Source organism: Paenibacillus praedii (assembly GCF_049725345.1).
Classification (GTDB): Bacteria; Bacillota; Bacilli; order Paenibacillales; family Paenibacillaceae; genus Pristimantibacillus.
The window spans coordinates 137,357-158,986 of sequence record NZ_JBMWAM010000002.1; the positions used below are offsets into that span (position 1 = coordinate 137,357).

Consider the following 21,630-nt stretch of genomic DNA (forward strand, 5'->3'; position numbering starts at 1 on the left):
TGCCGCAGGAATAGCTCCTTCATTTAAAAATAGCTGCTTATTTCAGGTTTTTAAGTTTGTCGCCGAAGCGCTCTGCAAGGGAATAGCTCATGCTTTCATTGCTAAGGCTTACGTTAGGGTTGTCGATTTTCTCAACCTTAGGAGCGCGCGGCGCACGATCAGGACGTGCGCTTGGAGTTGGCTGCTCAGGCGCTTCCTCAGTTTCTTTGATGCTCAGGCTAACGCGCTTCTCGGAAGGATTGAAGTCAAGCACCTTCGCTTGCACCTCTTGCCCCTCCTTCAGCACTTCGTTAGGCGTGCCGATATGACGATGTGCAATTTGAGAAATATGAACAAGTCCTTCAACGCCTGGAGCGATTTCAACAAAAGCGCCGAATGGAACAAGGCGACGAACTGTACCTGTTACAATATCACCTGTTGCAAATTGATTGCTTGCCGTATCCCAAGGGCCAGGCTGTGCAGCCTTAATGCTTAGACTGATTTTCCCAGCTGCCGGATCCACTTTAAGCACTTTTACACGAACGGATTGGCCTTCAGTTACAACATCCTTCGGATGCGCGACATGCTCCCAGGAAAGCTCTGAGACGTGTACAAGACCGTCAATGCCGCCGATATCAACGAAAGCACCAAATGGTGTCAAACGTTGAACGGTACCATCAAGCTCTTGACCTGGCTCCAAGGAAGCCATAACCTGCTGCTTGTTTTGCTCGAATTCGGAATCCAGCACTTCTTTTTGGGAAAGAATCACTTTATTGTTCTCGCGATCGATTTCTTTCACTTTCACACGTAGCGTACGGCCTTTGTAATCAGAAAAATCTTCCACAAAGTGACGCTCAACCATAGAAGCAGGAATGAATCCGCGCACGCCAACGTCAGCAACGAGACCGCCTTTCACGACGTCTGCAACTGCAACCTCGAATACTTCACCGCTTTCGAAGCGCTGCTCCAATACATCCCATGCTTTCTCGCCGTCAACGAGACGCTTCGAAAGAACAAGGCTCTCCTTATCATCGTTAATGCTTACGACTTTAAGCTCAACCTCTTGACCGATTTGAACTGCATCTGTTGCATTTTCAATTTGGACCGGAGAAAGCTCACGAATTGGAATGACACCGTCATATTTATATCCAAGGCTTACATAAGCTTGGTTATCTTCGATTTTGACGATCGTACCTTTAACGGAATCACCTTTTTTCAAAGACACGAAATTATCCATAGCGTCTTGACTTACCTCTTCCGCTGCGGATTCTTGTACATTAGTTTCTTCTGACATTGAAATAACCTCCTCAGTTCATACCCCAACTTTATTTAAATCTGCTGACGCCTATGGAGAAAGCAGCATTTAAAACATGATTAATCATTGTTTGATTTTAGCTCACGAATATGAGCCATAATAGCTTCTGTTACGCGGTCTAGCATATCAGACGATGTGTCTTCAATAATTGCAGATAAATCTATTGGCTTGCCGTAGCATACCGTCATTTTACTAAAAGGCTTATATCGTCCAATAATAGCAACAGGCACAATTACCGCACCGCTTCGTACCGCAATCATCGCGGCGCCCTTCTTAGCTGCTCCGCTTTGGTTGTTTCGCGTGCCCTCAGGAAAAATACCCAGCATATTTCCATCCTTAAGCATGGTAATCGCTGATTTGATTGCGTCTTTGCTTACGCCACCTCTTTTTACGGGAAAAGCGCCGAAAGCACGAATTAACGATCCGAAGACTGGAACCTTGAATAATTCTTCTTTCGCCATAAAATGGACCTTGCGTTTCACCTTGATTCCGACAGTAGGCGGATCGAAATTACTGATGTGATTAGAGGCTAGAATGACAGCACCCTCAGTAGGTATATTCTCAGTGCCTCTCGCTTCTAACCGGAATAACAGCGTATAAATGGCATTCAGGAGAGAACGAAAAAAAACGTATAACATAGTTTACTTCGCCTCCGCCATTTTGGTTCGGCTTAAATCTACAATTGCTTGAATAACCTCATCAATGGTCATCCCGGTACTGTCCACTACAACAGCATCTGAAGCGCAGATTAAAGGCGAAATATCGCGCTGCTCGTCCAACCGATCGCGCTCTGCAATTTCTGCTTCCAATTGCTCGAGTGTGACCGACTGCGTTTCGGAAATCTCACGAAAACGTCTAAGCGCTCGTTCCTTGACCGAAGCGGTTAAAAACACTTTCAATTCCGCGTCCGGCAAAACATGCGTACCAATATCCCGTCCGTCCATTACAACGCCCTTAAAGGCTGCTAGATTGCGCTGCATCATACCAAGTACATCTCGAACGGCTTCATTAGCCGCATAGTGCGAAACTTGAAGAGTTACCTCTCGTGATCGAATAAGTGAGGTTACATCCTCTCCATTTACATAGACGGACTGTCCTTGAATGCCGGGCTCTAGCTCAATCTTCAACGATCTTGCTAATTCAGCCAGCTTCTCCGGCTGAGCTGCTGATACACCCGCACGCTGAGCACTAAGTGTAACGGCACGATACATAGCTCCCGTATCGACATACACATACCCTAGCTGCTCGGCAACCTTTCGCGCGACTGTGCTCTTGCCGGCGCCAGCTGGCCCGTCAATTGCAATGTTCATGCGATCGGTTTCACCTTCGTGATGCATCACGTATGGTCAACCCCCTTTAGTTAGAGACGGCTGGCCGAAACACGTGAGATTGCGACACAAACCTCTCAAGAAAAAAGCAGGCATTGCCTGCGAACGTGAAAATTATACCACACAATACACGCAGATGCAAAAGATCAGCGTTAGTTCAAGCGGGTTCCTTCCCACTGATCTACGCCGGTTAACCAATGACGAATCGTATGATTTTGCAACGCAGCTTGCGAACAAACAAGCAAAATAAGAAGAGAAATAATGATCCTTCTTAAGATTGCGGTGACTTCATCGGTCAAATGAAGCAATTGCTTGCGTTTTCTCTTTCTATTTATTATCTTTCGCAACATTTGGCAGCCACCCTTCCTTCTTTTTGGGTAGCTTGCCAAGTGCCGCATGTTATTATTCATCGAATCCGGGATTCCAGCTGTTTCTCAAAACAATAGCGGATGACCTTTTGCCGTTCGGAATCATTTATTTTTATATATTTGATCATGGCCTGCTTCCGGCCTGTTTCCAAATTTATTACCCGAACGATTTCACCTGTAAAGGAAGCGTGATCAATCGTACCGTTCCTGAAGGGGATAAGCAGCCAGCAATCTAAATATTGTCCTGCAGCAAGCGGCCATTTCCCTTCGCATAGGAGTGAAATTCCTCCTCCGCCAATATCATCAGTCATACATACAAATCGTACATGATTAGACAATTTGACGGCGATTTCCAGCTCAGCGGGAACTCGAAGAAAGCTGCGGCGCTGAACCTTTGTAATCCGATTTGGATCGGGCTTCGTTATTTTGACTAATCGTATGACATCTTCCTTGAAACCGACAACATGAGAATCGAAATAATTTTTAATTCCATCCTCTGATACGAAGTAAACGGAAAGCTCATCGCCTAGAAACAAACGTTTGTAGCGCCCAGACCCTTCACTAATTGGAATCTCAATTAGCCAGGCTTCCTCTTGCTCGTCGGCAATTCGCGATTTGTACTCGATTGCCGCCTCCGCCTCATCCGAAGAAGCAATTTGATAATACAGCATTTGATTTATTTTCGGCAACAAAGTGGCTCCCCCCCATTTACATGCATTATAGCATGTCAATCAGAGGCGAGCCATATCGTTATTGGCCGGATGCAACGTTTATATCTTGCGTCGTCATTTCTTCAATTGATTCTTCGGCGCCTGTCTCGGAATTAATGTATACGCGATAGATAGCCCCGTTGATACGGCCCATATATTCGTAGCATAGCACCTCTTCGCCGAGATCATTTTTAATCAAGGCTAATTGCTCGCTTGTTACTTTCATTTCAGGGTTTAGCGCCTTTCGCACATTTTCTTTCGTAAGGATCGGACTTGGCAAAGTCCGCTTACGATGCTCGTATACATAATCATTCGCTTGCAGGCCGACAACCTCTCCATTATCCAAAGCCACCTTTACCGTCAGCTTCTCGGGATAAATCAATACGCCGCTTTGCAGTCCTACGAAGGTGAAAGCACCCGTATTATTCAACGTATCGTAATTAATGGCTTTCGTCGCTTCAAAGCCATGCTTATTTAAAAATGTTTCTGCAGCTGCGCGCGCTTTTTCTAAATCAATCTTCTTGTTTCCAATGTCACGAGAGTTCAGTAGCCATATGAGCTCTCCGCCTTTTTTGGTAAAGTCCATCTGCAGCATTTGGTTTTTAGACCCTTTCTTTACGGTTGCTGAATAAGAGGCGTATTCCGTTCCCTTAGCATTTTCAACGACGTGAATATCAGACTCGGCTGCATTAGCGAACTTTGCAGCACGCTTCTTAATTTCCTCGGGGGTAACCACTTCACCGCTTAGCATGTTGAACGTCCGTGTCTGATACATGCTGCTTACCGATGGGCCCCAATTGATCTCAGGGTACTCGCTTACCTTCTTGTCCACGGATCTAAAGCCATCGATAATTTTATTGTTGTTATTCGATTGATCAGAGGCAAGTGCAACTTCAACATCCATCCAACGCAAATTGTTGGCCATAACTTCCTTCTGCATGCCAGCCAAATCCTTAGAGATTTCCTCTGACTTCGCATAAAGAGTTTTCATCATGCTGAATTCATCCGGTGTAAGCGGCTGCTTGCTCAAATCGCGGACTGCGGTCTTGTAAGAAAAATTTGCAATGTGGGACAAGAAGTCCTCCGCTTTGTGAAAGGGAACCATGTTTAACGGGAGCTGGTTAATTTCGTTCTGCGCTTCGCTTGTTAGCCGCCACACATTGACAAGTCCCTTTCGATGAAAGCTTTGTGAGGCCGAGTTCACGGCAAGCGTATTTCCTAACTGCTGGTGCAATTGCTCGACATGATAGGTTAAATCATGGAAAGCCCGTTGATACTGGTTCTCTGCTTTAATCAATATCGAGTTCTTATCTTGATGCTCTTGATAACCCCAATAAACTGCGCCTAAAAAAAGCAGAGACATGATTGGAAACAGGATTGAGCTAAGTCGACGGTACATAATGCAAAAGCTCCTTTCTTGTGCAAAACATGGGTTTAGTTTGGTTTGCCAAAAGGAGCTTTATGCATCCTGCTATTCAATTGTTGTAAAGTTTTATAAAAAAATTAATACATCATATGCTCTTCAATATCCAAATCGTTTATGTTATTGCAAATGCACTGCTTAAAGCCAGTTTCAATTGTCCCTTTGTCTCTTCGTCCGCGAAGCACAAATTTTTCTCCGCAAACATTGCAGCGAATCGTCACCTTCACTCTTGCAGCCTCCATATTCCCCTCCAACCGAAATAATCTAACGTCTTCGTCCGAAGCGTTTCTATATATTAACAGTATGGACGCAGCAGCTACATTTTAATCTCATCCTCCTGAGCAACAAAGCGGAACGGAGAGCGTGAAGTAGCATGATTCATTTTGCGCAAACCCCAAATCCACAACATAATCATAAATGGAATAATAAACCACATCCAATTTGTCTGTACCGTAATCATAATCCAATCGTAAGAACCATGCAGCAGAACCGGAAGCGCGAACGACACAAACAAAAAGAAGTAGCTTTCTTTTTTGGGAGCAAACTTCGCTTTACCCAAGTAATAGCCCATCATAACTCCGAAGAGGGCGTGACCGGATACAGGCAGCAACGCTCGTGCAAGCAGCGTGCCGAAGGTAGCAGGCGAATAAATAGCGTAAAGTACATTTTCAAGAGTGGCAAACCCAAGAGATATGGACGCAGCATAGACGATTCCATCATATGGCTCATCGAATTCCGTATGGTTGTATATGACATGATACAAAACAAACCACTTTACAAATTCCTCTACACCAGCCGATTTAACAAAAGCAAACACAATATCATTATTTCCCAGCCAGAGCTCCATCCCGCGCTGAATAACCATAATCGGTACGACGACCAGTATGCCGAGCACGAACATTCTCGCTACCATATGAATGGGCTCTGCTTCGTACCGATCCCTCAAATATAAATAAGTAAGCAGCGAAACGCTTGGCGCTACAGCCGCAGTCAATACGGAAAACAACAACATTTCTTCCCTGCTTTCTCACACCCAGCCGCGATAACGAACAGCCTCAGCCATTTTGCGGACGCCGACCATATAAGCGGCAAGCCTCATATCGACCTTACGGGTGCGGTGTATTTCATACACGTGCTCAAAACCGCTTTTCATCATTTGTATAAGCTTATCATCTACTTCTTTTTCGTCCCAATAGTAGCCTTGATTATTTTGCACCCATTCAAAATAGGAAACAATGACGCCTCCGGAGCTGGCAAGCACGTCAGGGATAAGCAGAATATCTCTATCCGTTAATAATTGTGTAGCGTGCAGTGTTGTCGGGCCATTCGCAGCCTCTACGACAATTGCCGCTTTAATATTAGGCGCGTTGCTTTCCGTAATTTGATTCTCGATGGCTGCCGGCACAAGAACATCACATTCCAGTTCGAGCAGCTCAGCGTTCGAAATCGTCTGAGGAAACAACGAGGTGACATTTCCAAAGGAATCCCGACGATCAAGCAAATATTCAATGTCTAGCCCATCTTTATTATACAATGCTCCATGCACATCGGAAATACCTATTACGCGAGCTCCAGCCTCATGCATAAATTTGGCAAGGTAACTGCCTGCGTTGCCAAACCCTTGAATGACGATACGAGCCTCTTTTATTGGAATGCTTTTTAGACGAAGCGCTTCTTGGATCATGATAACAACGCCGCGTGCGGTAGCTGTCTCTCTGCCCTTGGAGCCGCCAAGCACAAGCGGCTTTCCTGTAATAAAGCCAGGGGAGTCAAATTCACGTATCCGACTATATTCATCCATCATCCATGCCATAATTTGCGAATTTGTCATGACATCCGGCGCCGGAATATCCTTATTCGGTCCTACGATCTGACTTACTGCGCGCACATAGCCCCTGCTAAGACGCTCTAGCTCGCGAAACGACATCGTCCGGGGATCGCAAATAACGCCGCCCTTGCCCCCGCCGTATGGAAGATCCGCAATCCCGCATTTTAGACTCATCCATATGGATAGCGCTTTGACCTCATTTTCCGATACCGCAGGGTGAAATCTTACGCCGCCCTTTGTTGGCCCCACCGCGTCATTATGCTGTGACCGATAACCTGTAAACACTTTCGTTACTCCGTTATCCATCCGCACAGGTATACGCACAGTTAGAACCCGTATCGGCTCCTTCAGCAGTTCAATTATATCCGTATCGTAGCCCAGTCTGCGCAGCGCTTGTTCAATTACAATTTGAGTAGATAGCAAAACATCGTTGTCTTTCATGTCACTCATTTTATACACCGCCTTTGTCTACATCTAATATGAACACCTTATCCCGCCTGTATGCGAGTCAAGTCTTCTTATTTACACACAAGAAGAGCATCATGCAGACATAATCAGTCCGCAGATGCTCTCTCCAGGTCCTAGCTTATTAATATTTGAAATGATTACATATTTCCCGAACGGCTGATTCGGACATAATCACTTTGCCATACTCCTCCAGCATGGCAAACGTAACCGAGGTGGCTTCTCCATATTCAGCAAGCAGTGCAATGACTGCGTTATGCCTTGATGTCTCAATTAACGCAGGCTCTAACGCTAATATATACTTGCCATTATAGGAATACAATCGTCCGTCCTCCGTTAACGCGGAAGCCTGCAATTGCTTGCATACCGAAATAACGTCCTCGAATTCGCGGAATGCGTACATGACGACATCGCTATGCTCCAGCGTCACTTCCATTTCGTATATCTCATCTTCCGTGTCGTCATCCTCGACAGTCCGTTCACCGGCGTGAGCGTGCATTTTACCGCGGGTAACGATCACCACCATTCCTTGGGCGGGGAGTGCAAACACTTCGACCGCTAACGGTCCACTGGCATCGAATCCAAGTTCACTATAGGCTTGATCCATCATTTCACTGAATAGTTCGTGTACCTTAGGAATTTCTCGCCACATGTCATCCTTCTGGATCCCCCGTTCCAGCAGGTCGTCGAACGTCAGGAAAATCCGTATCTTGTCCTGACTCAAACGTTCGATTTTCATGATAGGATCCTCCTCTGCAGCATCTGTTGTAACAGCGTATGAAATTTTTAGTAAGATGTGATCAAATTGATCACATCGTGCTATGTATCTACTTTATCATGTCTGATCTTTGATTGCACTAATGAAAAAAAGAATCGTAAAGCCGCATTGCATCTAAGCGCAGCAGCTATACGATTCTTCATCCTTGACTTGCCGTTTAGTGTGCCAATGCAGACGATTCCGCTTTGATCTTATCTGCTTCCCGCTTCAATGCAGGGTCGCTGTTCACAATAGCCTCAATTTGTCCCCAAGCGGCTTCTGATTTTACGGCGGAATCGTCGGAATGCTTTGGGGCTGTGACTGCCGCCTCTTCTTTCCAGTCCTTGCTCATTATTTTGGAAAACGATTTGCGGGCTGCCGAGGCACAAACATCCGACAAGGCATGAGCAGCCCAAGCGACCGCACCCGGACGTCTGCGTGAAACATATACGGTTGCGACTGCACCAATTAACCCTCCGAATAAAAATCCACTTAATTTCATGTTGTAGCCATCTCCTTCCTCATTCGTATGCAAAACTTATTTTGACCGACAGGCACATTGAGCATTCCATATAAAATAAGGAAATGATTCTAGGGACTACACATACAAATATGATACAATGAGGGCGTTTCCGTACGATTGGCCATAACAATTCGGAGGTTCCTATGCTCAAATCAACCATAAAACTTTTCATCGCACTTGCTCTCGGGTCGCAAATAGCCGCCTGCAGCAGCCTTACAGCTAACGAGAACATAACGGCTTCCAATGAAGGAACGTCTGTCTCACTGCATTCCCCTACTCCTGATGAGCCAAGTGAAGACAGCATAAGCAATGAAAGCACGCCGCAGCCTTCGTCTAGTCTAGCGGTCGAGCCGGAGCAGCAGGCCCAGCCTGTTAAGCTGTACCGCATGAATGACGCCTATCGCTTCGAGCCGATGGAGGAGAGCACTCCAGCTAAAGCCGTGCTGCTAACCTTCGATGATGGTCCGAAGGATGAAGGCGTCATTACCAGTATGCTTGACACACTTGACAACCATCAAGCGAAAGCCATATTTTTCGTAAATGGCTACCGTGTGAAGCAAAATCCAGATCTTCTAAAGCTTATCTATATCCGGGGGCAGACGATCGGCAATCATTCCTGGGATCATATTAATTTAAAAAATGAATCCGAGGAGGTCATTGAACAGCAGCTCGCTGATCTGCAGGCGCAGATCGAATCGTTTATCGGGGAGAAGCCTATATTTTTCCGCCCGCCTTACGGGTCAGGCGGAGACAAGGTGAAAAATATAGCAAAAAACCACGGCATGCTGTACATGACGTGGTCGAACGGCTCTCTTGACTGGGATAAATCTGCGAAAAACAAACCTGAGATTGTTATTCAAAATGTGATGGAACAGCTGCACCCCGGAGCAAACATTCTTATGCATGAGGTCCAGTGGACAGCCGATGCGCTTGATGAGCTGTTAACGAAGCTCGAAAACGAAGGCTACAGCTTTATTGACCCGGACACGATCGTTACCTCTCACTAAACTTAAGGCCATACCAGAACAAGCCCGCAACTAAACAAACGAATAATAAAAATAGCAGATTGTAATACCATTTTATTACCTTGTTAATGCTGGAGGGGAATTTCTTACGCCTTGGCGGCAGTGCTTCCCCATCGTTAGAAACCGTTATGTCTTGAGGCGATTTTGTCGCCTCTCCTTGTTGTTTATAACTTCTCCGGCCTCCAAATTTTTCTTTCCTGCTCATGTCTTCCTCCTAAAGCGAATAATTAAACCCATGATGAAGTCAATAAGGAAATGTGCGATAATTGGCGCCCATATAGAGCCAGATTGAATGTAAATCCACCCTAAGCCATAGCTGATCGAAAAAACCAAGCCGGTCGGAATCCAGTGCTTCAAGTAGCGGACATGGATCGTCGCAAAAATAATGCTCGTCCAATAAGGACCGATCGCATGCTGAATAGCCCCGCGAAAAAGCAATTCCTCGCATACTGCCACAACAAAGGAAATCACTGCAATATGCCAGATCGGACGATTCGCAAATATTCGATCATTAACGCCGCCGTCATCACCCGCTTCCTCTGGCACAAATCGAGAAATAAGCAAATCAATTAAAATTACCGCCCCCGCTAATCCTGCGCCCCACCAAATAAATGAAAGCTCCTTCGGAAAGGTAAATAAATGGAATACGTTTTGTCGCTGAAATAAAACCCATATCAAACCGATAATAAAAGTAAGCGCTTGGGTCGTATATAAGTTGATAAGGAGCATGCGGTCATCGAGCTCATCAACCGACACCTTGCGAACACGAATATTACGAATATCAAATTTCTTCATAGCTTCCCGCCTGTCTGGTACGTTCATATTTTCTTTTACTGCGGTTTAACCTATACTGATAGAACAAATCGACAACCTATTTTTACATAGAGGAGAAATTAAGATGGAAAAAAGATTAACGACTACAGCAATGTTATTTAGTGTTGGATTTGTATTCATGCTCGTATGTGTAGTAGGCGCTTTTTTCTACGGCATACAAGTTGGCGCTGAGCGCACAGAAGCCAGGTATGCGACACCGGACGAAGCCTCACAAGCAGCAGTGCCCGTCAGCCCCTATCAGCAGCAGGATTTGGTGTCATTCTATCATACTGTATTTTTGCCTTATCGTGAATTTCAAAACGAATGGTTTACAGCCATGACTAAATTATCGCAAGGAAAGAACATAGAAGCAACTTCGATGCTCGAGGACTTATCGAGCCTGGCCAAATCCAAAGCAGCCGAAGCAAGCTCCATTAATATGCAAACGTCTCCGCTGCTTGCAGAAGCGCAGATTAGCTACATCCGAAGCCTAAAGCAATTTACTGATGCAGCTTCAAAAGCGGCTGCTAACGCGAAGACTTTGACGAATACCGAGCTAAAGCAGGAAATCTCGGAAGAGAAGACCTATTTGTCAGCTTCTAATTTCGCCTTATCCGCACAGCAGGATTATTATTCCGCGATGCTGAAATGGGCTGCTTCCGTTGATATGGAAATACCTGCCGATTATAAAGCGCCAGCCATTCTAAAGCTGACACAATGGGAAAAGCTTCCGATCACGATCAAAAACAAGCTCATGGCTGATCAGCTTATGTCCCGCAAAAAACTTACAAGCTATTATCCGCATGATTTAACGAGTCGGGTAGACGAATTTATTTTATCCGGACAAGCAGCGAACATGAAGCTCCAAACCTTATCCGCAGTAGTAGACCTGCTCGTTAATACTGAAGCGGTCCGCAGCGGAGACTTCACGGCCAGCAAGTCAAGACTGTATCAGCAAGCGCTGCTGCCGCAGCTGCCATTCTTCTTCCAGGACTCAAACTAACCACAATCCAAATAAACAATCTAATTAATCATAATAAAAGCCTTTAAGCCCGGCTACAGCCGCCATCCCTCCTGTCACGTTGTGGATGTCGCTGTAGCCTTGTTCTTCTAAATAATGACATACGGCCACACTCCTTACTCCGTGTGCGCAAATAATATATAGAGGCAGCGCATTGTTAAGCTCCTGCAAACGATGCGGAATTGTATTCATCGGTATTAAGGTAGAATGCTCCAAATGATAATAATCCCATTCGAATGGCTCTCTTACATCTATGATTTGTCCTGCTTCTATTTGACTGTTTTCCAATAATGCCAAAAAAATTTGCGGAGTCACATCCTGCCATTTCGTCATCTATTAAGACCTCCATTATCGTAATTTGTTGCTAACGATGCTTGAATCATAACGAAAATTTCACATTTCAGCAAGTTTCAGCATTGCTTTTGTCCACTCCCTTGCTATAAAATAAGAAGGTCCATAACCGTAGATCAAACTCTCGTCCCGCTGCTGCACAACGGTGCCGGGTAGAGAGTTTTTCTGTACATAATAAGCGGAGCTCTCCAGCTTCGCCCCATTTTAGGAGGCATACTTCACATGTTTAAAGTGTTAGTTTCCGATCCAATCAGCGATCTGGGTATCCAGCAGCTAATGGATGCATCGGATGTCGCAGTCGACAAAAAACCAGGCTTAAGCGAAGACGAGCTCGTTGCCATCATTGGCGAATACGATGCATTGCTTGTCCGCAGCCAAACGCGCGTTACAGCAAAAATTATGGATGCCGGCAAGCAGCTGAAGGTTATAGGCCGTGCAGGCGTAGGCGTTGACAACATCGATCTGGATGCAGCGACACAACGCGGTATTATTGTCATCAATGCTCCAGACGGCAATACAATCACAACTTGCGAGCATACTTTTGCGATGATGATGGCGGTTGCCCGTCACATTCCTCAGGCGTATATGAAAACCGTCAATGGAACCTGGGATCGCAAATCCTTCCTTGGCGTCGAGCTTCGTAACAAGACGCTTGGCGTACTCGGCATGGGCCGTATCGGCAGCGAGGTTGCCAAACGCGCCAAAGCGTTCGGTATGGAGATCATGGGCTATGACCCTTTCATGACTGAAGAACGCGCCGAGAAAATCGGAGTGAAGCTGGCAAGCGTAGACGAAATTATACGCAATGCTGATTTCATGACAGTTCACACGCCGCTGACGCCAGATACACGTCACATGATTGGCAAGGCACAATTTGAAGTCATGAAGCCAGGCATGCGGATTATCAACTGCGCACGCGGTGGAATTATCGATGAAATTGCTTTAGTCGATGCGATCGACAACGGCGTTGTAGCTGGCGCAGCCTTCGACGTATTCGAAGTAGAGCCTCCTGCTGACGACCATCCGTTCTTGACACATCCGAAAATTATCGTTACCCCTCATCTTGGCGCATCAACTGTAGAGGCCCAAGAGAACGTTGCGATTGATGTATCCGAACAGGTGCTTCACATTCTTCGTAGTGAGCCGTTCATGAACGCGGTTAATATGCCGCCGATTCCGGCTAACCTGCAAAGCATTCTTCAGCCATACTTCACACTTGGAGAAAAGCTTGGCAGCTTTATTGCACAGTCCATAGAAGGTGCTGTAACTGAGATTGTCGTCGGCTACTCTGGTGAGCTTGCAGAGGTCGATACGCAGCCCATTACACGTCATATCGTTCGCGGCGTACTCGCGCATCATCTTGGCTCCGAGCAAGTCAACGTCGTAAACTCGATGCATCTTGCGAAGGTACGTGATGTTAACATTCTCGTTCAAAAATCCCACACCGCGAAGGATTTCACGAATCTCGTGACCGTATCGCTTCGTACGAAGAAGGAAGAACGTGTCATCGCCGGGACATTGCTCACTGGCTACGGGCCTCGAATCGTCCAAATCGACAAGTTCCCTGTTGATGTGACGCCAGAAGGAAACCTCATTCTAATCTCGCATAATGACAAGCCTGGTATCATCGGTCGTGTCGGCACCCTCCTTGGCAGCAATGATGTTAATATTGCAACCATGCAGGTAGGCCGACAGCTTGAAGGCGGCTCCGCGATCATGGTCCTGCGAGTGGATAAAGCAACACCTAAAAAAGTGCTCGAGCAGCTTACGAGCATGCCTGAGCTTAACACAGCTAAAGAAATTACTTTATACTAAGCTGCAACATTATGCACGGAAGAAAGGAGCCAACCGGGTTAACGGTTGGCTCCTTTTGTTTCACGTACAACAAGAATTATCTGCCCTATTCTACAAAAAAAGCGTTCCCTAAAGGAACGCTTTGACAACTATTGATGGGCTTCGACAGGCAAAAGCAAGGTGAATGATGTTCCAGCACCGGGAGCACTCTCGACGACGATACGTCCGTGATGAAGGTCCACAAAATTTTTGACGATCGCAAGCCCCAAGCCTGTTCCGACTGAAGAACCACGCTTTCGCGCTTTATCTGCCTTATAAAACCTTTCGAATATATAAGGCACATCCTCAGAAGAAATACCCTGCCCTTCATCTGTTACACTCAGCTGGATAAATGGTTTGCCGCTAACATGGGCGTGTCTGCCTGCAATTGTAATCGACTTTCCTGACGGGGTATGCCTTATGGCATTATCCAATAAATTGGTCAATACTTGCTCCAGTCGGTCCTCATCCGCTTCCTTCATGAGCAACGGTTCATTCGGGAGCTCAGCATGCAGTACCACTACCCGTTCCTTCGCATAAACCTGGAACTTGCGATGCACGCGCTTCACGATTTGTCTCAAATCAAGCTCTTGGAAATTCATATCGACGTGACCAGCTTCCATCCGTGCAATATCCAAGAAATCATTGACTAATCTACCCATCCGAAGAGATTCATCATAGATAACCTGTACAAGCTCCTTGCGCTCCTCAGGGGATACGACGATATCATCCAACAATGCTTCGCTATAACCTTGCAGCATAGAGAGAGGCGTTCTAATTTCATGTGATATATTTGCCACAAAATCTCTCCGCAGCTTCTCAAGCTTATGCTCCTCGGTCACGTTGCGGATCACCGCAACGGCACCGCGTACAATATCCTTCGATTGTAGCGGAGCCATCACAACGGACCAGACGCTGCTCAAGACATGGATTTTTTCCGTCGCGTCATGACCTTCCTGCATAACCCGTTGATAGAGATCTCGAAGCGGGATTGGAACCTCTGAATCCGCAGCCCCTCCATCAAACAGCTCTTCCTGCCATACGAGCTCTATACCTGACCATTGATTAATAAGTAAATGACCGCTCGGGTTGGTCAGGATCACCTTGCCTTCGGCATCGAACGTAATAACGGAGTCACCCATGCTTCGTAAAATACTTGTCAGGTGATTTTTCTCATGATTTAAATCATGAATGAGCTTATCGAGCTGCTCCGTCATATGGTTGAACGTATGAGCGAGCTCGCCAATCTCATCCGAGGAGCGTGTGCTCACTCTCGTGCTGTAATCGCCTTGCGATACTGAATCAGCCGCATGCTTTAGCTGAAGGAGCGGCTGTTGAATTTTCTTCGATAAGAAGAAAGCAAAAAAAGTTGACAATGAAAAGCCTATAATCGCAGTAAGCACGAAAAGAACCTTTACCTCATGCGAATCCTCGAAAGTAGAGCTATCAACATACTGAAGAAGAAATACACCAACTATAAGCAATACGAATGCGACAAGCAGTATAATCGTTGCCCAAAGCTTAACGACTACACTGCGCCACAGCCGTCCGACCAAGCGCTGCCACAAATTCATTTACTTAGGCACCTCAAGCTTATATCCGACGCCCCATACCGTTGTAATCATCGCAGCAGCGTCAGGCGATACTTTGTTCAGTTTCTCGCGAAGACGCTTTACATGAGTGTCGACAGTCCGCAAGTCACCGAAAAATTCATAATTCCAAACATCCTTGAGCAGCTCTTCACGAGAAAACACCTTATCCGGCGACACTGCCAAATAATGAAGCAGCTCGTATTCCTTCGGCGTCAGGCTGACCTCTTGACCGCCTGCCGACACACGATGCGCATCGTGCTCGATCACAAGATGAGGAAATACAATGTTATTGCTAGAGTTAATTTCCTTCGTAAGGAAGGCCGTAGCCGAGGAACGCCGCAAGATCGCCTTCACTCGATAAATCACCTCACGGGGGCTGAACGGCTTCACGACGTAATCATCCGCTCCCACCTCAAAGCCCTGCACGCGGTTCATTTCTTCCCCTTTTGCCGTTAGCATGATTACTGGAGTCGCTTTGATTTGACGTAAACGCGAGCATACCTCTACCCCATCGATGCCAGGAAGCATAACGTCAAGCAATATGAGCGCATAATCGGTACCCGATGCCATTCTAAGAGCCGTCTCACCATCTTCAGCCTCGTCGATGGAATAGCCTTCCTTCTCCAAATACATTTTGAGCAGACGACGAATTCTTTCTTCATCATCTACGACCAAGATACGATTAGAATAATCAGACATTTGTTATTGCTCCTCTCCACGCCGAGATTAGGTTCCGGAATATGAATGTAAACCAGCAATGACCAGGTTAACCCCAACCAATGTAAACAAGACGATAACAAAGCCGATTACAGCCAGCCAAGCCGACTTTTTGCCTTGCCAGCCGCGGGATAGACGGAAGTGCAAATACGCGCTGTAGTAAAGCCAAGTAATAAGCGCCCACACTTCCTTAGGATCCCAACCCCAGAACCGCCCCCAGGCTATCTCTGCCCATATCATAGCAAATATGAGCGCACCTAGCGTAAATATTGGAAATCCGATAGCAATCGCTCTATAGCTGATTTCATCTAAATCCTCTGGATCAATACCTTCCATAACGGGATGAATGACGGCACCTAGAGGCTTGCGGAATAGTAGCCGAAGTAAACCATATAGCAGTGTACCTGCAATAATCGACCAGATAACGGTATTCAGCTTTCTACCGGCATTTACGCCGTTCATCCAATCCGGAGCTTCCAAGATCGGCGCGTTCATGCCTAGGAAGGAATCCATGCTGACCACTTCGCTATTATATGGCTTAACGATAGGCGGAAGCGTATAATCAACCGTTTCCGTTGTTGTCGACTCGACACCTCTCGAATCAATGTTCGACATTGATTGTGTAAAATGAGCTTCATAGCCTAACCCGCGGAACGCAAATACGGCTACAATAAATCCTACAATAACAATAATAGAGTACAAAGAAAACTCAACCCAAAATTGAGATCTGCGTGCTTCCTTCGTTTTCCCCTTGAAATCAACGACTCTTAGCAAATACATCAATCCTGCTGCGAAGCCAACGGCGAAGAAGGCTTCGCCAAGCGCCGCTGTCGTAACGTGTACCTTCAGCCAAACGGAATTAAGCGCCGGTATCAGCGGTTGAACCTCCTGAGGAAAGACGGAGGCATATGCGATAATAATGATTGCTAAAGGTACGCTGAACATGCCTAGAAGCGTCTTACGGTATATGGCGTAGACGATCGTGAAGGCGATCATGATTGACATTCCAAGAAATGTCATGAATTCATACATATTGCTGGTTGGAATTTGACCGCTTCCCGCCCAGCGCGTAAAGAAAAAAGTCAAATGTGATGCCAAGCCAAGGCTGGATGTAATGAAAGCGATTCGGCCCCACCGCTGCTCATGCAGCAGAGGATCGCGATTGCTCCATTTTTTGCCCGCCATCGCAATCATATAAAACATAAAAGCAAAGCAGTAAAGAAAAAATGCGACCATAAACGCATCGCTGCTAAAATCGACTAAACTCACGCGTTTCTCCCTCCGTTATCAAGCGACTTCGGATCTACGGTTATCCCTATCCTCTGAAGCGTTCCCGCAATATCTGAACGCATACCGTACCAGTTTTTGTTCGTGTGAGCTCCAAGTGAGAGCTCATTGTCATCAACGCGGAGCCAAATGCGTCGATGCTGCCAGTAAGAGCCCATCAGCAGTCCAATCATGGAGAAAATAGCTCCGATCCATACATAAGGCAGCGCCTTGTCCATGCGAATGTTCAAATGCGTTGCCGCCTCTGAGAAATCTACATTCTCCATCCCGTCTACTTTAATCTCGATTTTATCGAGAAGAGCCTTATTGATCGTATCCTGCGCAAATTTCACCTTATCCTTCTGCATCGGGAAGTACATATAAGGCTCGCCCGCCGGATCCAAGCCTGGCCCCTTAACGGTGAAGACAAATGCCGGCGCAATAGGATCACGGGACAAGGTCGTCGGCTCGCCATTCTCGTCAATTGCAAATTCCATATAGTTCGCATACAAGTCAAGCGTATAAGGCCCTAGCTTATGCTGCAAAGCCGCATCTTTCATGGGCAGATCAAACGGGCCATAGGTTTGTCCCGTCTGCTTGTCCACCAGCACCGGATGCACCGCGTTCAATCGAGGCGTCAAGTCAAAATCGAATTGAAAGAGCTTAAGCCCTTTATATTCAAGCGGTTCATTTACGATAATGTCATGGCGCTTTACCTCTTGAAGGACTGGCTCCTGGTATGGATCGCCGCAATTGCTGACACATTCGTAAAGTACGGCTTTTGTCTCGAACAGCTTAGCTCTTAACGTTCCTCGAAGCTGCTCTGGTAGCTCGTCATCTGAATAAAACTCAATCGTAAACTTCTCGTTTTTCACGTAGTAATTCGTTTCCTGAATTTGAAGCGTTTCTCCATCACGAATCGTAATATAGCTGTCCATTTGAAAACCAGGAAAACTACGGGCCAAAATAGCCAAAAGAAAAAGAATGAGGCCGATATGATTTATATAGGGTCCCCAACGGCTGAATCTGTTTTTCTCGGCAAGCAGCGCCGTTCCGTCCCGATGCACGCGATAGCCTTTGCGCTTTAGCTGCGCTCCGAATTGCTCCACCCATTGATCGGCGTCTCCTTCGATCGTATGTTTAAACACTGCCTTTTGACGATGAATAAACTGCTGGTGCTTACGAATTTGCTGTTTGTTCAGCGCACGATACAGCGGAAGCACACGATCGAGACTGCAGATGACAAGCGAAGTGCCAATCATCACAAGCAGTCCGATAAACCACCAGGTTTCATAGGTATGCGACAAGCCCAGCAAATAATATAATTTGCCTGGCAGTCCGTAAGTCTGCTCATAGTAAACCGACGGATCAAAGTTATTGATAAACGTGTTTTCTTGCGGATATATCGTTCCTAGCATAGCTGTCAAAAAAGTAAGCACAATCAGATAAATTGCGATTTTGACAGAAGAGAAAAAATTCCATATCCGATCAATGAAATTCGGATTGCTCTTTTGCGATCTCCGGGCAACGCCGTCATACCGCATTTCCAAAGGCAAATCAGATGTGTCATTTTGTTCGAGCGGCTTACCGCAGCTTTCGCAAAGCACGGTGCCGACCGAATTTTGATGCCCGCATTCACATTTCGTGTTTTCTACCGCTAACACAATAAAACCTCCTACAGCTGAAGCAGACGTTCAATCCGTTCATTAATATCCAATTCCGTCATTCCGCCCACTTTAATTTCCATGATGGTGCCATCAGGCTTTATGAAAAAGGTCGTTGGATACGATCTAAGCTCATAGCTGCGTTCAGTACGTCGATTCACATCGCGCAGAATTGGATAATTCAATTCAAATCGCTTCACGAAATTATTCACGGTCAACGTATCCTCGCTGAGATTTATTGCCAGAATAACAAGATCCTTGTCCTTCCACTTGTGATGCTGCCGTTCAAATTCAGGCATTTCCTTCACGCAGGGTGGGCAGAAGGTGCCCCAGAAGTTGACTACAACAGGCTTTCCTTTATAATCGGACAGATTCACCAAATTTCCGTCCAGATCCGCCAGCTCGAATGGAGGCGGCTCGCTGCCTTCCTTCAAAGGCTCTTTATCGTCGGAGGCAAATAACGTAGATCCAATTGCATAACCGCCGATAATTAACACGGCTAACAATATGAAAACCTGTACCGTTTTACGCGACTTTCCCATAAATACTATCACCACCAGCTTCTGTCTGCATAGCCTCGAATAACTCCATTATAACGAAAATTCGACGGCAATTACTGCCGCCGTCGATTACTTTTTATGAACTTTATGTGTCTTGCGTGCGATTGAAAACAGCTCCTGTATTTCATCCGGCGTAAGGTGACGATACTTGCCTCTCCCGAGGTTATCGAGCCCAATTTCTCCGAATCGAATCCGCTTAAGTCTAATTACTTTATGACCAATAGCTTCGAACATCCGACGCACTTGACGGTTACGTCCCTCAAAGATCGTAATCGTAATCGTAGCCTCGTTATTCTCCGTATCGATATCGTGATATTCGACCTCTGCTGGAGATGTCATACCGTCCTCGAGCTTAATACCCTTTTGAAGCTGCTCCAGCCCGGAGCCGTGTGGTATCCCTTTGACGGTGGCACGATAAGTTTTCGGTACGTGATGGCTTGGATGCGTCAGCAAGTTCGCGAATTCGCCATCATTCGTAAGAATAAGCAAGCCTTCCGTATCGTAATCCAAACGGCCGACCGGGTACACGCGCTCTTTGATGCCAGGCAGGAAATCAGAAACCACCTTGCGGCCTTGCGGATCCTTAGCGCTTGTTATAACACCCTTTGATTTGTTAAGCATCAGGTAGAGCTTCTTCTCGCTTCTGATCGGTTTACCATTCACCGTAATGGCATCCACCGCAGGGTCAGCCTTCATGCCAAGCGTCGTGACCTTCTCCCCGTTGACCTCCACCATACCCGCCAAAATCATTTCTTCACATTTGCGACGGGAGGCGATGCCCGCTGCGGCTAAAATTTTCTGTAAACGTTCCATGTGTTTCACCTCATTCTCCATCATAACGATATGGACAACAAAGTACAAGCACCCTTACCCGAATATGTACAAGCAAATGAAAATAGCAGCGAAAAATCCAACTATATCTGAAAAAAGACCAACCTTCAACGCATAACGAGTGCGCCTAATACCGATAGCGCCAAAATAAACAGTAAGCACGTAAAGAGTTGTGTCTGTACTGCCTTGGATGGTTGATGCAATTCTTCCGATCATCGAATCGGGTCCAAAGGTCTGAATCAAATCCGCTGTAAAAGCTAGTGAACCTGCGCCTGTTAAAGGTCGCAGTATCGCTAATGGGAGCACTTCACTTGGAATTCCTATCCAATCGAACAAAGGCTTCACGGCAGATAACATCATTTCCAATGCCCCCGATGCCCGAAACATGCTTATGGCCACCATCATACCTACTAGATGCGGAATAATATTAATCGCTGTTCCGAAACCATCCTTTGCTCCCTCAACAAACGTCTCATAAACAGGAACTTTGCGCCGCAGCGCAGCATAAAGCGGAATGAACACAATGATGGCAGGAATCATCCAAGCGGACAAGCTCGAGAAGAAATTATACAACCGATTCACCTCCCGCTCCCGTTTTTGAGCTTTGAGGTTTAGTGAAGGAGTCCTTATTTAGGGATAAAGGAGGAGGAGATTTTCTTCTGTACCATCGATCTGCGAGTATGGCTGCGGTAGTAGCTATAAAGGTTGCAGCAAGTGTTGTTCCGATAATTTCAGCAGGATTCGCAGAGCCGTAATTCATTCGAATCGCAATCAATGTCGTCGGTATAATCGTTATACTTGAAGTATTCAGCGCAAGCAGCGTACACATGGCAGGCGTTGCCGTCGTCTGATCAGGATTAAGCTTTTGCAGCTCCTGCATCGCTTTAATTCCCATTGGCGTTGCTGCATTGCCGAGACCAAATAAATTAGCGCTCAAATTACTCATGATGTAGCCGATTGCGGGATGGTTCCGAGGAACATCAGGAAAAAGCATTCTTACCATCGGTCCCAGCATACGAGCCAGCTTCTTCAAAAGCCCCGCATCCTCGGCAATACGCATCATACCCAGCCAGAATACCATAATACTGATCAGACCAAAGCTGACGGTGACGCCTGATTTTGCTCCTTCAAACGCAGCCTGCGTCACCGCATCCATTTTACCAGTTATTGCTGCAACCACAACGCTGGCTACAATAAAGAACAGCCATATCCAATTCACCATACAAGCAGCCTCCCCTTTTACTGCTGACGACCATTTGGA

Annotated in this window: 25 protein-coding genes; 3 read left to right on the forward strand and 22 right to left on the reverse strand. The window is 46.3% G+C overall.

The genetic code is table 11. The annotated features are described in order from the left end of the window. Positions 1-37 precede the first annotated feature (37 nt). From rpsA to ACO9K6_RS03260, 11 genes are all read right to left on the reverse strand, one after another. Positions 38-1,273, reverse strand: coding sequence for a 30S ribosomal protein S1 (gene rpsA, locus ACO9K6_RS03210; protein ID WP_424766092.1), 1,236 nt, complete (start codon positions 1,271-1,273; stop codon positions 38-40). Positions 1,274-1,353: 80 nt separating this feature from the next. Then, a complete protein-coding gene (locus tag ACO9K6_RS03215; RefSeq protein ID WP_424766093.1) occupies positions 1,354-1,932 on the reverse strand; it encodes a lysophospholipid acyltransferase family protein in 579 nt (192 codons plus the stop codon). 3 nt (positions 1,933-1,935) lie between these two features. Next, entirely contained in the window at positions 1,936-2,631 is a 696-nt protein-coding gene (cmk, locus tag ACO9K6_RS03220) for a (d)CMP kinase (protein WP_424766239.1), read from the reverse strand. 143 nt (positions 2,632-2,774) lie between these two features. After that, positions 2,775-2,972: a hypothetical protein gene (locus ACO9K6_RS03225; RefSeq protein ID WP_424766094.1), complete on the reverse strand. Its 198-nt coding sequence runs from the start codon at positions 2,970-2,972 to the stop codon at positions 2,775-2,777. Between the two features lie 56 nt (positions 2,973-3,028). Beyond that, positions 3,029-3,682 (reverse strand): flagellar brake protein, encoded by a 654-nt coding sequence (locus ACO9K6_RS03230; RefSeq protein WP_424766095.1) that lies wholly within the window; start codon positions 3,680-3,682, stop codon positions 3,029-3,031. A gap of 58 nt (positions 3,683-3,740) precedes the next feature. Further along, positions 3,741-5,099, reverse strand: coding sequence for a germination protein YpeB (ypeB, locus tag ACO9K6_RS03235; protein WP_424766096.1), 1,359 nt, complete (start codon positions 5,097-5,099; stop codon positions 3,741-3,743). 104 nt (positions 5,100-5,203) lie between these two features. Then, the gene (locus tag ACO9K6_RS03240) at positions 5,204-5,365 is read right to left on the reverse strand and encodes a hypothetical protein (protein ID WP_424766097.1); all 162 of its coding nucleotides are present in this window, start codon (positions 5,363-5,365) and stop codon (positions 5,204-5,206) included. A gap of 74 nt (positions 5,366-5,439) precedes the next feature. Beyond that, complete coding sequence (gene prsW, locus ACO9K6_RS03245; protein ID WP_424766098.1) at positions 5,440-6,135, reverse strand: glutamic-type intramembrane protease PrsW; 696 nt, start codon at positions 6,133-6,135, stop codon at positions 5,440-5,442. Positions 6,136-6,150: 15 nt separating this feature from the next. After that, positions 6,151-7,392 (reverse strand): Glu/Leu/Phe/Val family dehydrogenase, encoded by a 1,242-nt coding sequence (locus ACO9K6_RS03250; RefSeq protein WP_424766240.1) that lies wholly within the window; start codon positions 7,390-7,392, stop codon positions 6,151-6,153. Between the two features lie 148 nt (positions 7,393-7,540). Beyond that, positions 7,541-8,155, reverse strand: coding sequence for a genetic competence negative regulator (locus ACO9K6_RS03255; RefSeq protein ID WP_424766099.1), 615 nt, complete (start codon positions 8,153-8,155; stop codon positions 7,541-7,543). A gap of 196 nt (positions 8,156-8,351) precedes the next feature. Next, a complete protein-coding gene (locus ACO9K6_RS03260; protein ID WP_424766100.1) occupies positions 8,352-8,675 on the reverse strand; it encodes a hypothetical protein in 324 nt (107 codons plus the stop codon). Positions 8,676-8,839: 164 nt separating this feature from the next. On the opposite strand from ACO9K6_RS03260, the gene ACO9K6_RS03265 reads away from it, so the two are divergent. Beyond that, positions 8,840-9,703: a polysaccharide deacetylase family protein gene (locus ACO9K6_RS03265; protein WP_424766101.1), complete on the forward strand. Its 864-nt coding sequence runs from the start codon at positions 8,840-8,842 to the stop codon at positions 9,701-9,703. Here ACO9K6_RS03265 and ACO9K6_RS03270 read toward each other — a convergent pair. Both ACO9K6_RS03270 and ACO9K6_RS03275 read right to left on the reverse strand, forming a co-directional pair. Then, entirely contained in the window at positions 9,690-9,926 is a 237-nt protein-coding gene (locus ACO9K6_RS03270; protein ID WP_424766102.1) for a hypothetical protein, read from the reverse strand. The genes ACO9K6_RS03265 and ACO9K6_RS03270 overlap by 14 nt on opposite strands. Further along, positions 9,923-10,516, reverse strand: coding sequence for a CPBP family intramembrane glutamic endopeptidase (locus ACO9K6_RS03275; RefSeq protein ID WP_424766103.1), 594 nt, complete (start codon positions 10,514-10,516; stop codon positions 9,923-9,925). Before ACO9K6_RS03275 ends, ACO9K6_RS03270 begins: the two co-directional genes overlap by 4 nt. 103 nt (positions 10,517-10,619) lie before the next feature. On the opposite strand from ACO9K6_RS03275, the gene ACO9K6_RS03280 reads away from it, so the two are divergent. Continuing rightward, positions 10,620-11,537: a hypothetical protein gene (locus tag ACO9K6_RS03280; RefSeq protein ID WP_424766104.1), complete on the forward strand. Its 918-nt coding sequence runs from the start codon at positions 10,620-10,622 to the stop codon at positions 11,535-11,537. 24 nt (positions 11,538-11,561) lie between these two features. Here ACO9K6_RS03280 and ACO9K6_RS03285 read toward each other — a convergent pair whose 3' ends face one another. Further along, complete coding sequence (locus ACO9K6_RS03285; RefSeq protein WP_424766105.1) at positions 11,562-11,888, reverse strand: rhodanese-like domain-containing protein; 327 nt, start codon at positions 11,886-11,888, stop codon at positions 11,562-11,564. Positions 11,889-12,128: 240 nt separating this feature from the next. Here ACO9K6_RS03285 and serA point away from each other — a divergent pair, with 240 nt between their 5' ends. Further along, positions 12,129-13,721 carry a phosphoglycerate dehydrogenase gene (gene serA / locus ACO9K6_RS03290; RefSeq protein WP_424766106.1) on the forward strand — a complete coding sequence of 531 codons (1,593 nt, stop codon included), beginning with the start codon at positions 12,129-12,131 and terminating at the stop codon, positions 13,719-13,721. 128 nt (positions 13,722-13,849) lie between these two features. Here the strand turns inward: serA and ACO9K6_RS03295 are convergent, their stop codons facing one another. The 8 genes from ACO9K6_RS03295 to ACO9K6_RS03330 all read right to left on the reverse strand — a co-directional run bounded on the left by ACO9K6_RS03295 (position 13,850) and on the right by ACO9K6_RS03330 (position 21,591). Next, positions 13,850-15,313 (reverse strand): HAMP domain-containing sensor histidine kinase, encoded by a 1,464-nt coding sequence (locus ACO9K6_RS03295; protein WP_424766107.1) that lies wholly within the window; start codon positions 15,311-15,313, stop codon positions 13,850-13,852. Beyond that, positions 15,314-16,030: a response regulator transcription factor gene (locus tag ACO9K6_RS03300; protein WP_424766108.1), complete on the reverse strand. Its 717-nt coding sequence runs from the start codon at positions 16,028-16,030 to the stop codon at positions 15,314-15,316. 27 nt (positions 16,031-16,057) lie between these two features. Continuing rightward, positions 16,058-17,317, reverse strand: a complete 1,260-nt coding sequence (gene ccsA / locus ACO9K6_RS03305) for a cytochrome c biogenesis protein CcsA (RefSeq protein ID WP_424766109.1) — start codon at positions 17,315-17,317, stop codon at positions 16,058-16,060. Further along, positions 17,314-18,978, reverse strand: a complete 1,665-nt coding sequence (resB, locus tag ACO9K6_RS03310) for a cytochrome c biogenesis protein ResB (protein ID WP_424766110.1) — start codon at positions 18,976-18,978, stop codon at positions 17,314-17,316. Before resB ends, ccsA begins: the two co-directional genes overlap by 4 nt. An 11-nt stretch (positions 18,979-18,989) precedes the next feature. Next, the gene (locus ACO9K6_RS03315; protein ID WP_424766111.1) at positions 18,990-19,520 is read right to left on the reverse strand and encodes a redoxin domain-containing protein; all 531 of its coding nucleotides are present in this window, start codon (positions 19,518-19,520) and stop codon (positions 18,990-18,992) included. An 87-nt stretch (positions 19,521-19,607) separates the two neighbouring features. Then, the gene (locus ACO9K6_RS03320) at positions 19,608-20,351 is read right to left on the reverse strand and encodes a pseudouridine synthase (RefSeq protein WP_424766112.1); all 744 of its coding nucleotides are present in this window, start codon (positions 20,349-20,351) and stop codon (positions 19,608-19,610) included. A 54-nt stretch (positions 20,352-20,405) separates the two neighbouring features. Continuing rightward, a complete protein-coding gene (locus tag ACO9K6_RS03325; RefSeq protein WP_424766241.1) occupies positions 20,406-20,909 on the reverse strand; it encodes a spore maturation protein in 504 nt (167 codons plus the stop codon). Positions 20,910-20,934: 25 nt separating this feature from the next. Then, the gene (locus ACO9K6_RS03330) at positions 20,935-21,591 is read right to left on the reverse strand and encodes a nucleoside recognition domain-containing protein (RefSeq protein ID WP_424766113.1); all 657 of its coding nucleotides are present in this window, start codon (positions 21,589-21,591) and stop codon (positions 20,935-20,937) included. Positions 21,592-21,630 lie beyond the last annotated feature (39 nt).

Coding starts and splice junctions, on each gene's coding strand:
- ACO9K6_RS03270 (WP_424766102.1), bottom strand. CDS start 9,926: ATGAGCAGGAAAGAAAAATTTGGAGGCCGGAGAAGTTATAAACAACAA.
- ACO9K6_RS03315 (WP_424766111.1), bottom strand. CDS start 19,520: ATGGGAAAGTCGCGTAAAACGGTACAGGTTTTCATATTGTTAGCCGTG.
- serA (WP_424766106.1), top strand. CDS start 12,129: ATGTTTAAAGTGTTAGTTTCCGATCCAATCAGCGATCTGGGTATCCAG.
- ACO9K6_RS03265 (WP_424766101.1), top strand. CDS start 8,840: ATGCTCAAATCAACCATAAAACTTTTCATCGCACTTGCTCTCGGGTCG.
- ACO9K6_RS03225 (WP_424766094.1), bottom strand. CDS start 2,972: ATGTTGCGAAAGATAATAAATAGAAAGAGAAAACGCAAGCAATTGCTT.
- ACO9K6_RS03240 (WP_424766097.1), bottom strand. CDS start 5,365: ATGGAGGCTGCAAGAGTGAAGGTGACGATTCGCTGCAATGTTTGCGGA.
- ACO9K6_RS03280 (WP_424766104.1), top strand. CDS start 10,620: ATGGAAAAAAGATTAACGACTACAGCAATGTTATTTAGTGTTGGATTT.
- ACO9K6_RS03250 (WP_424766240.1), bottom strand. CDS start 7,392: ATGAAAGACAACGATGTTTTGCTATCTACTCAAATTGTAATTGAACAA.
- ACO9K6_RS03330 (WP_424766113.1), bottom strand. CDS start 21,591: ATGGTGAATTGGATATGGCTGTTCTTTATTGTAGCCAGCGTTGTGGTT.
- ACO9K6_RS03215 (WP_424766093.1), bottom strand. CDS start 1,932: ATGTTATACGTTTTTTTTCGTTCTCTCCTGAATGCCATTTATACGCTG.
- ACO9K6_RS03285 (WP_424766105.1), bottom strand. CDS start 11,888: ATGACGAAATGGCAGGATGTGACTCCGCAAATTTTTTTGGCATTATTG.
- ACO9K6_RS03255 (WP_424766099.1), bottom strand. CDS start 8,155: ATGAAAATCGAACGTTTGAGTCAGGACAAGATACGGATTTTCCTGACG.
- ACO9K6_RS03325 (WP_424766241.1), bottom strand. CDS start 20,909: ATGATTCCTGCCATCATTGTGTTCATTCCGCTTTATGCTGCGCTGCGG.
- ACO9K6_RS03260 (WP_424766100.1), bottom strand. CDS start 8,675: ATGAAATTAAGTGGATTTTTATTCGGAGGGTTAATTGGTGCAGTCGCA.
- prsW (WP_424766098.1), bottom strand. CDS start 6,135: ATGTTGTTGTTTTCCGTATTGACTGCGGCTGTAGCGCCAAGCGTTTCG.
- ACO9K6_RS03320 (WP_424766112.1), bottom strand. CDS start 20,351: ATGGAACGTTTACAGAAAATTTTAGCCGCAGCGGGCATCGCCTCCCGT.
- ACO9K6_RS03275 (WP_424766103.1), bottom strand. CDS start 10,516: ATGAAGAAATTTGATATTCGTAATATTCGTGTTCGCAAGGTGTCGGTT.
- ACO9K6_RS03300 (WP_424766108.1), bottom strand. CDS start 16,030: ATGTCTGATTATTCTAATCGTATCTTGGTCGTAGATGATGAAGAAAGA.
- ACO9K6_RS03295 (WP_424766107.1), bottom strand. CDS start 15,313: ATGAATTTGTGGCAGCGCTTGGTCGGACGGCTGTGGCGCAGTGTAGTC.
- rpsA (WP_424766092.1), bottom strand. CDS start 1,273: ATGTCAGAAGAAACTAATGTACAAGAATCCGCAGCGGAAGAGGTAAGT.
- cmk (WP_424766239.1), bottom strand. CDS start 2,631: ATGCATCACGAAGGTGAAACCGATCGCATGAACATTGCAATTGACGGG.
- ypeB (WP_424766096.1), bottom strand. CDS start 5,099: ATGTACCGTCGACTTAGCTCAATCCTGTTTCCAATCATGTCTCTGCTT.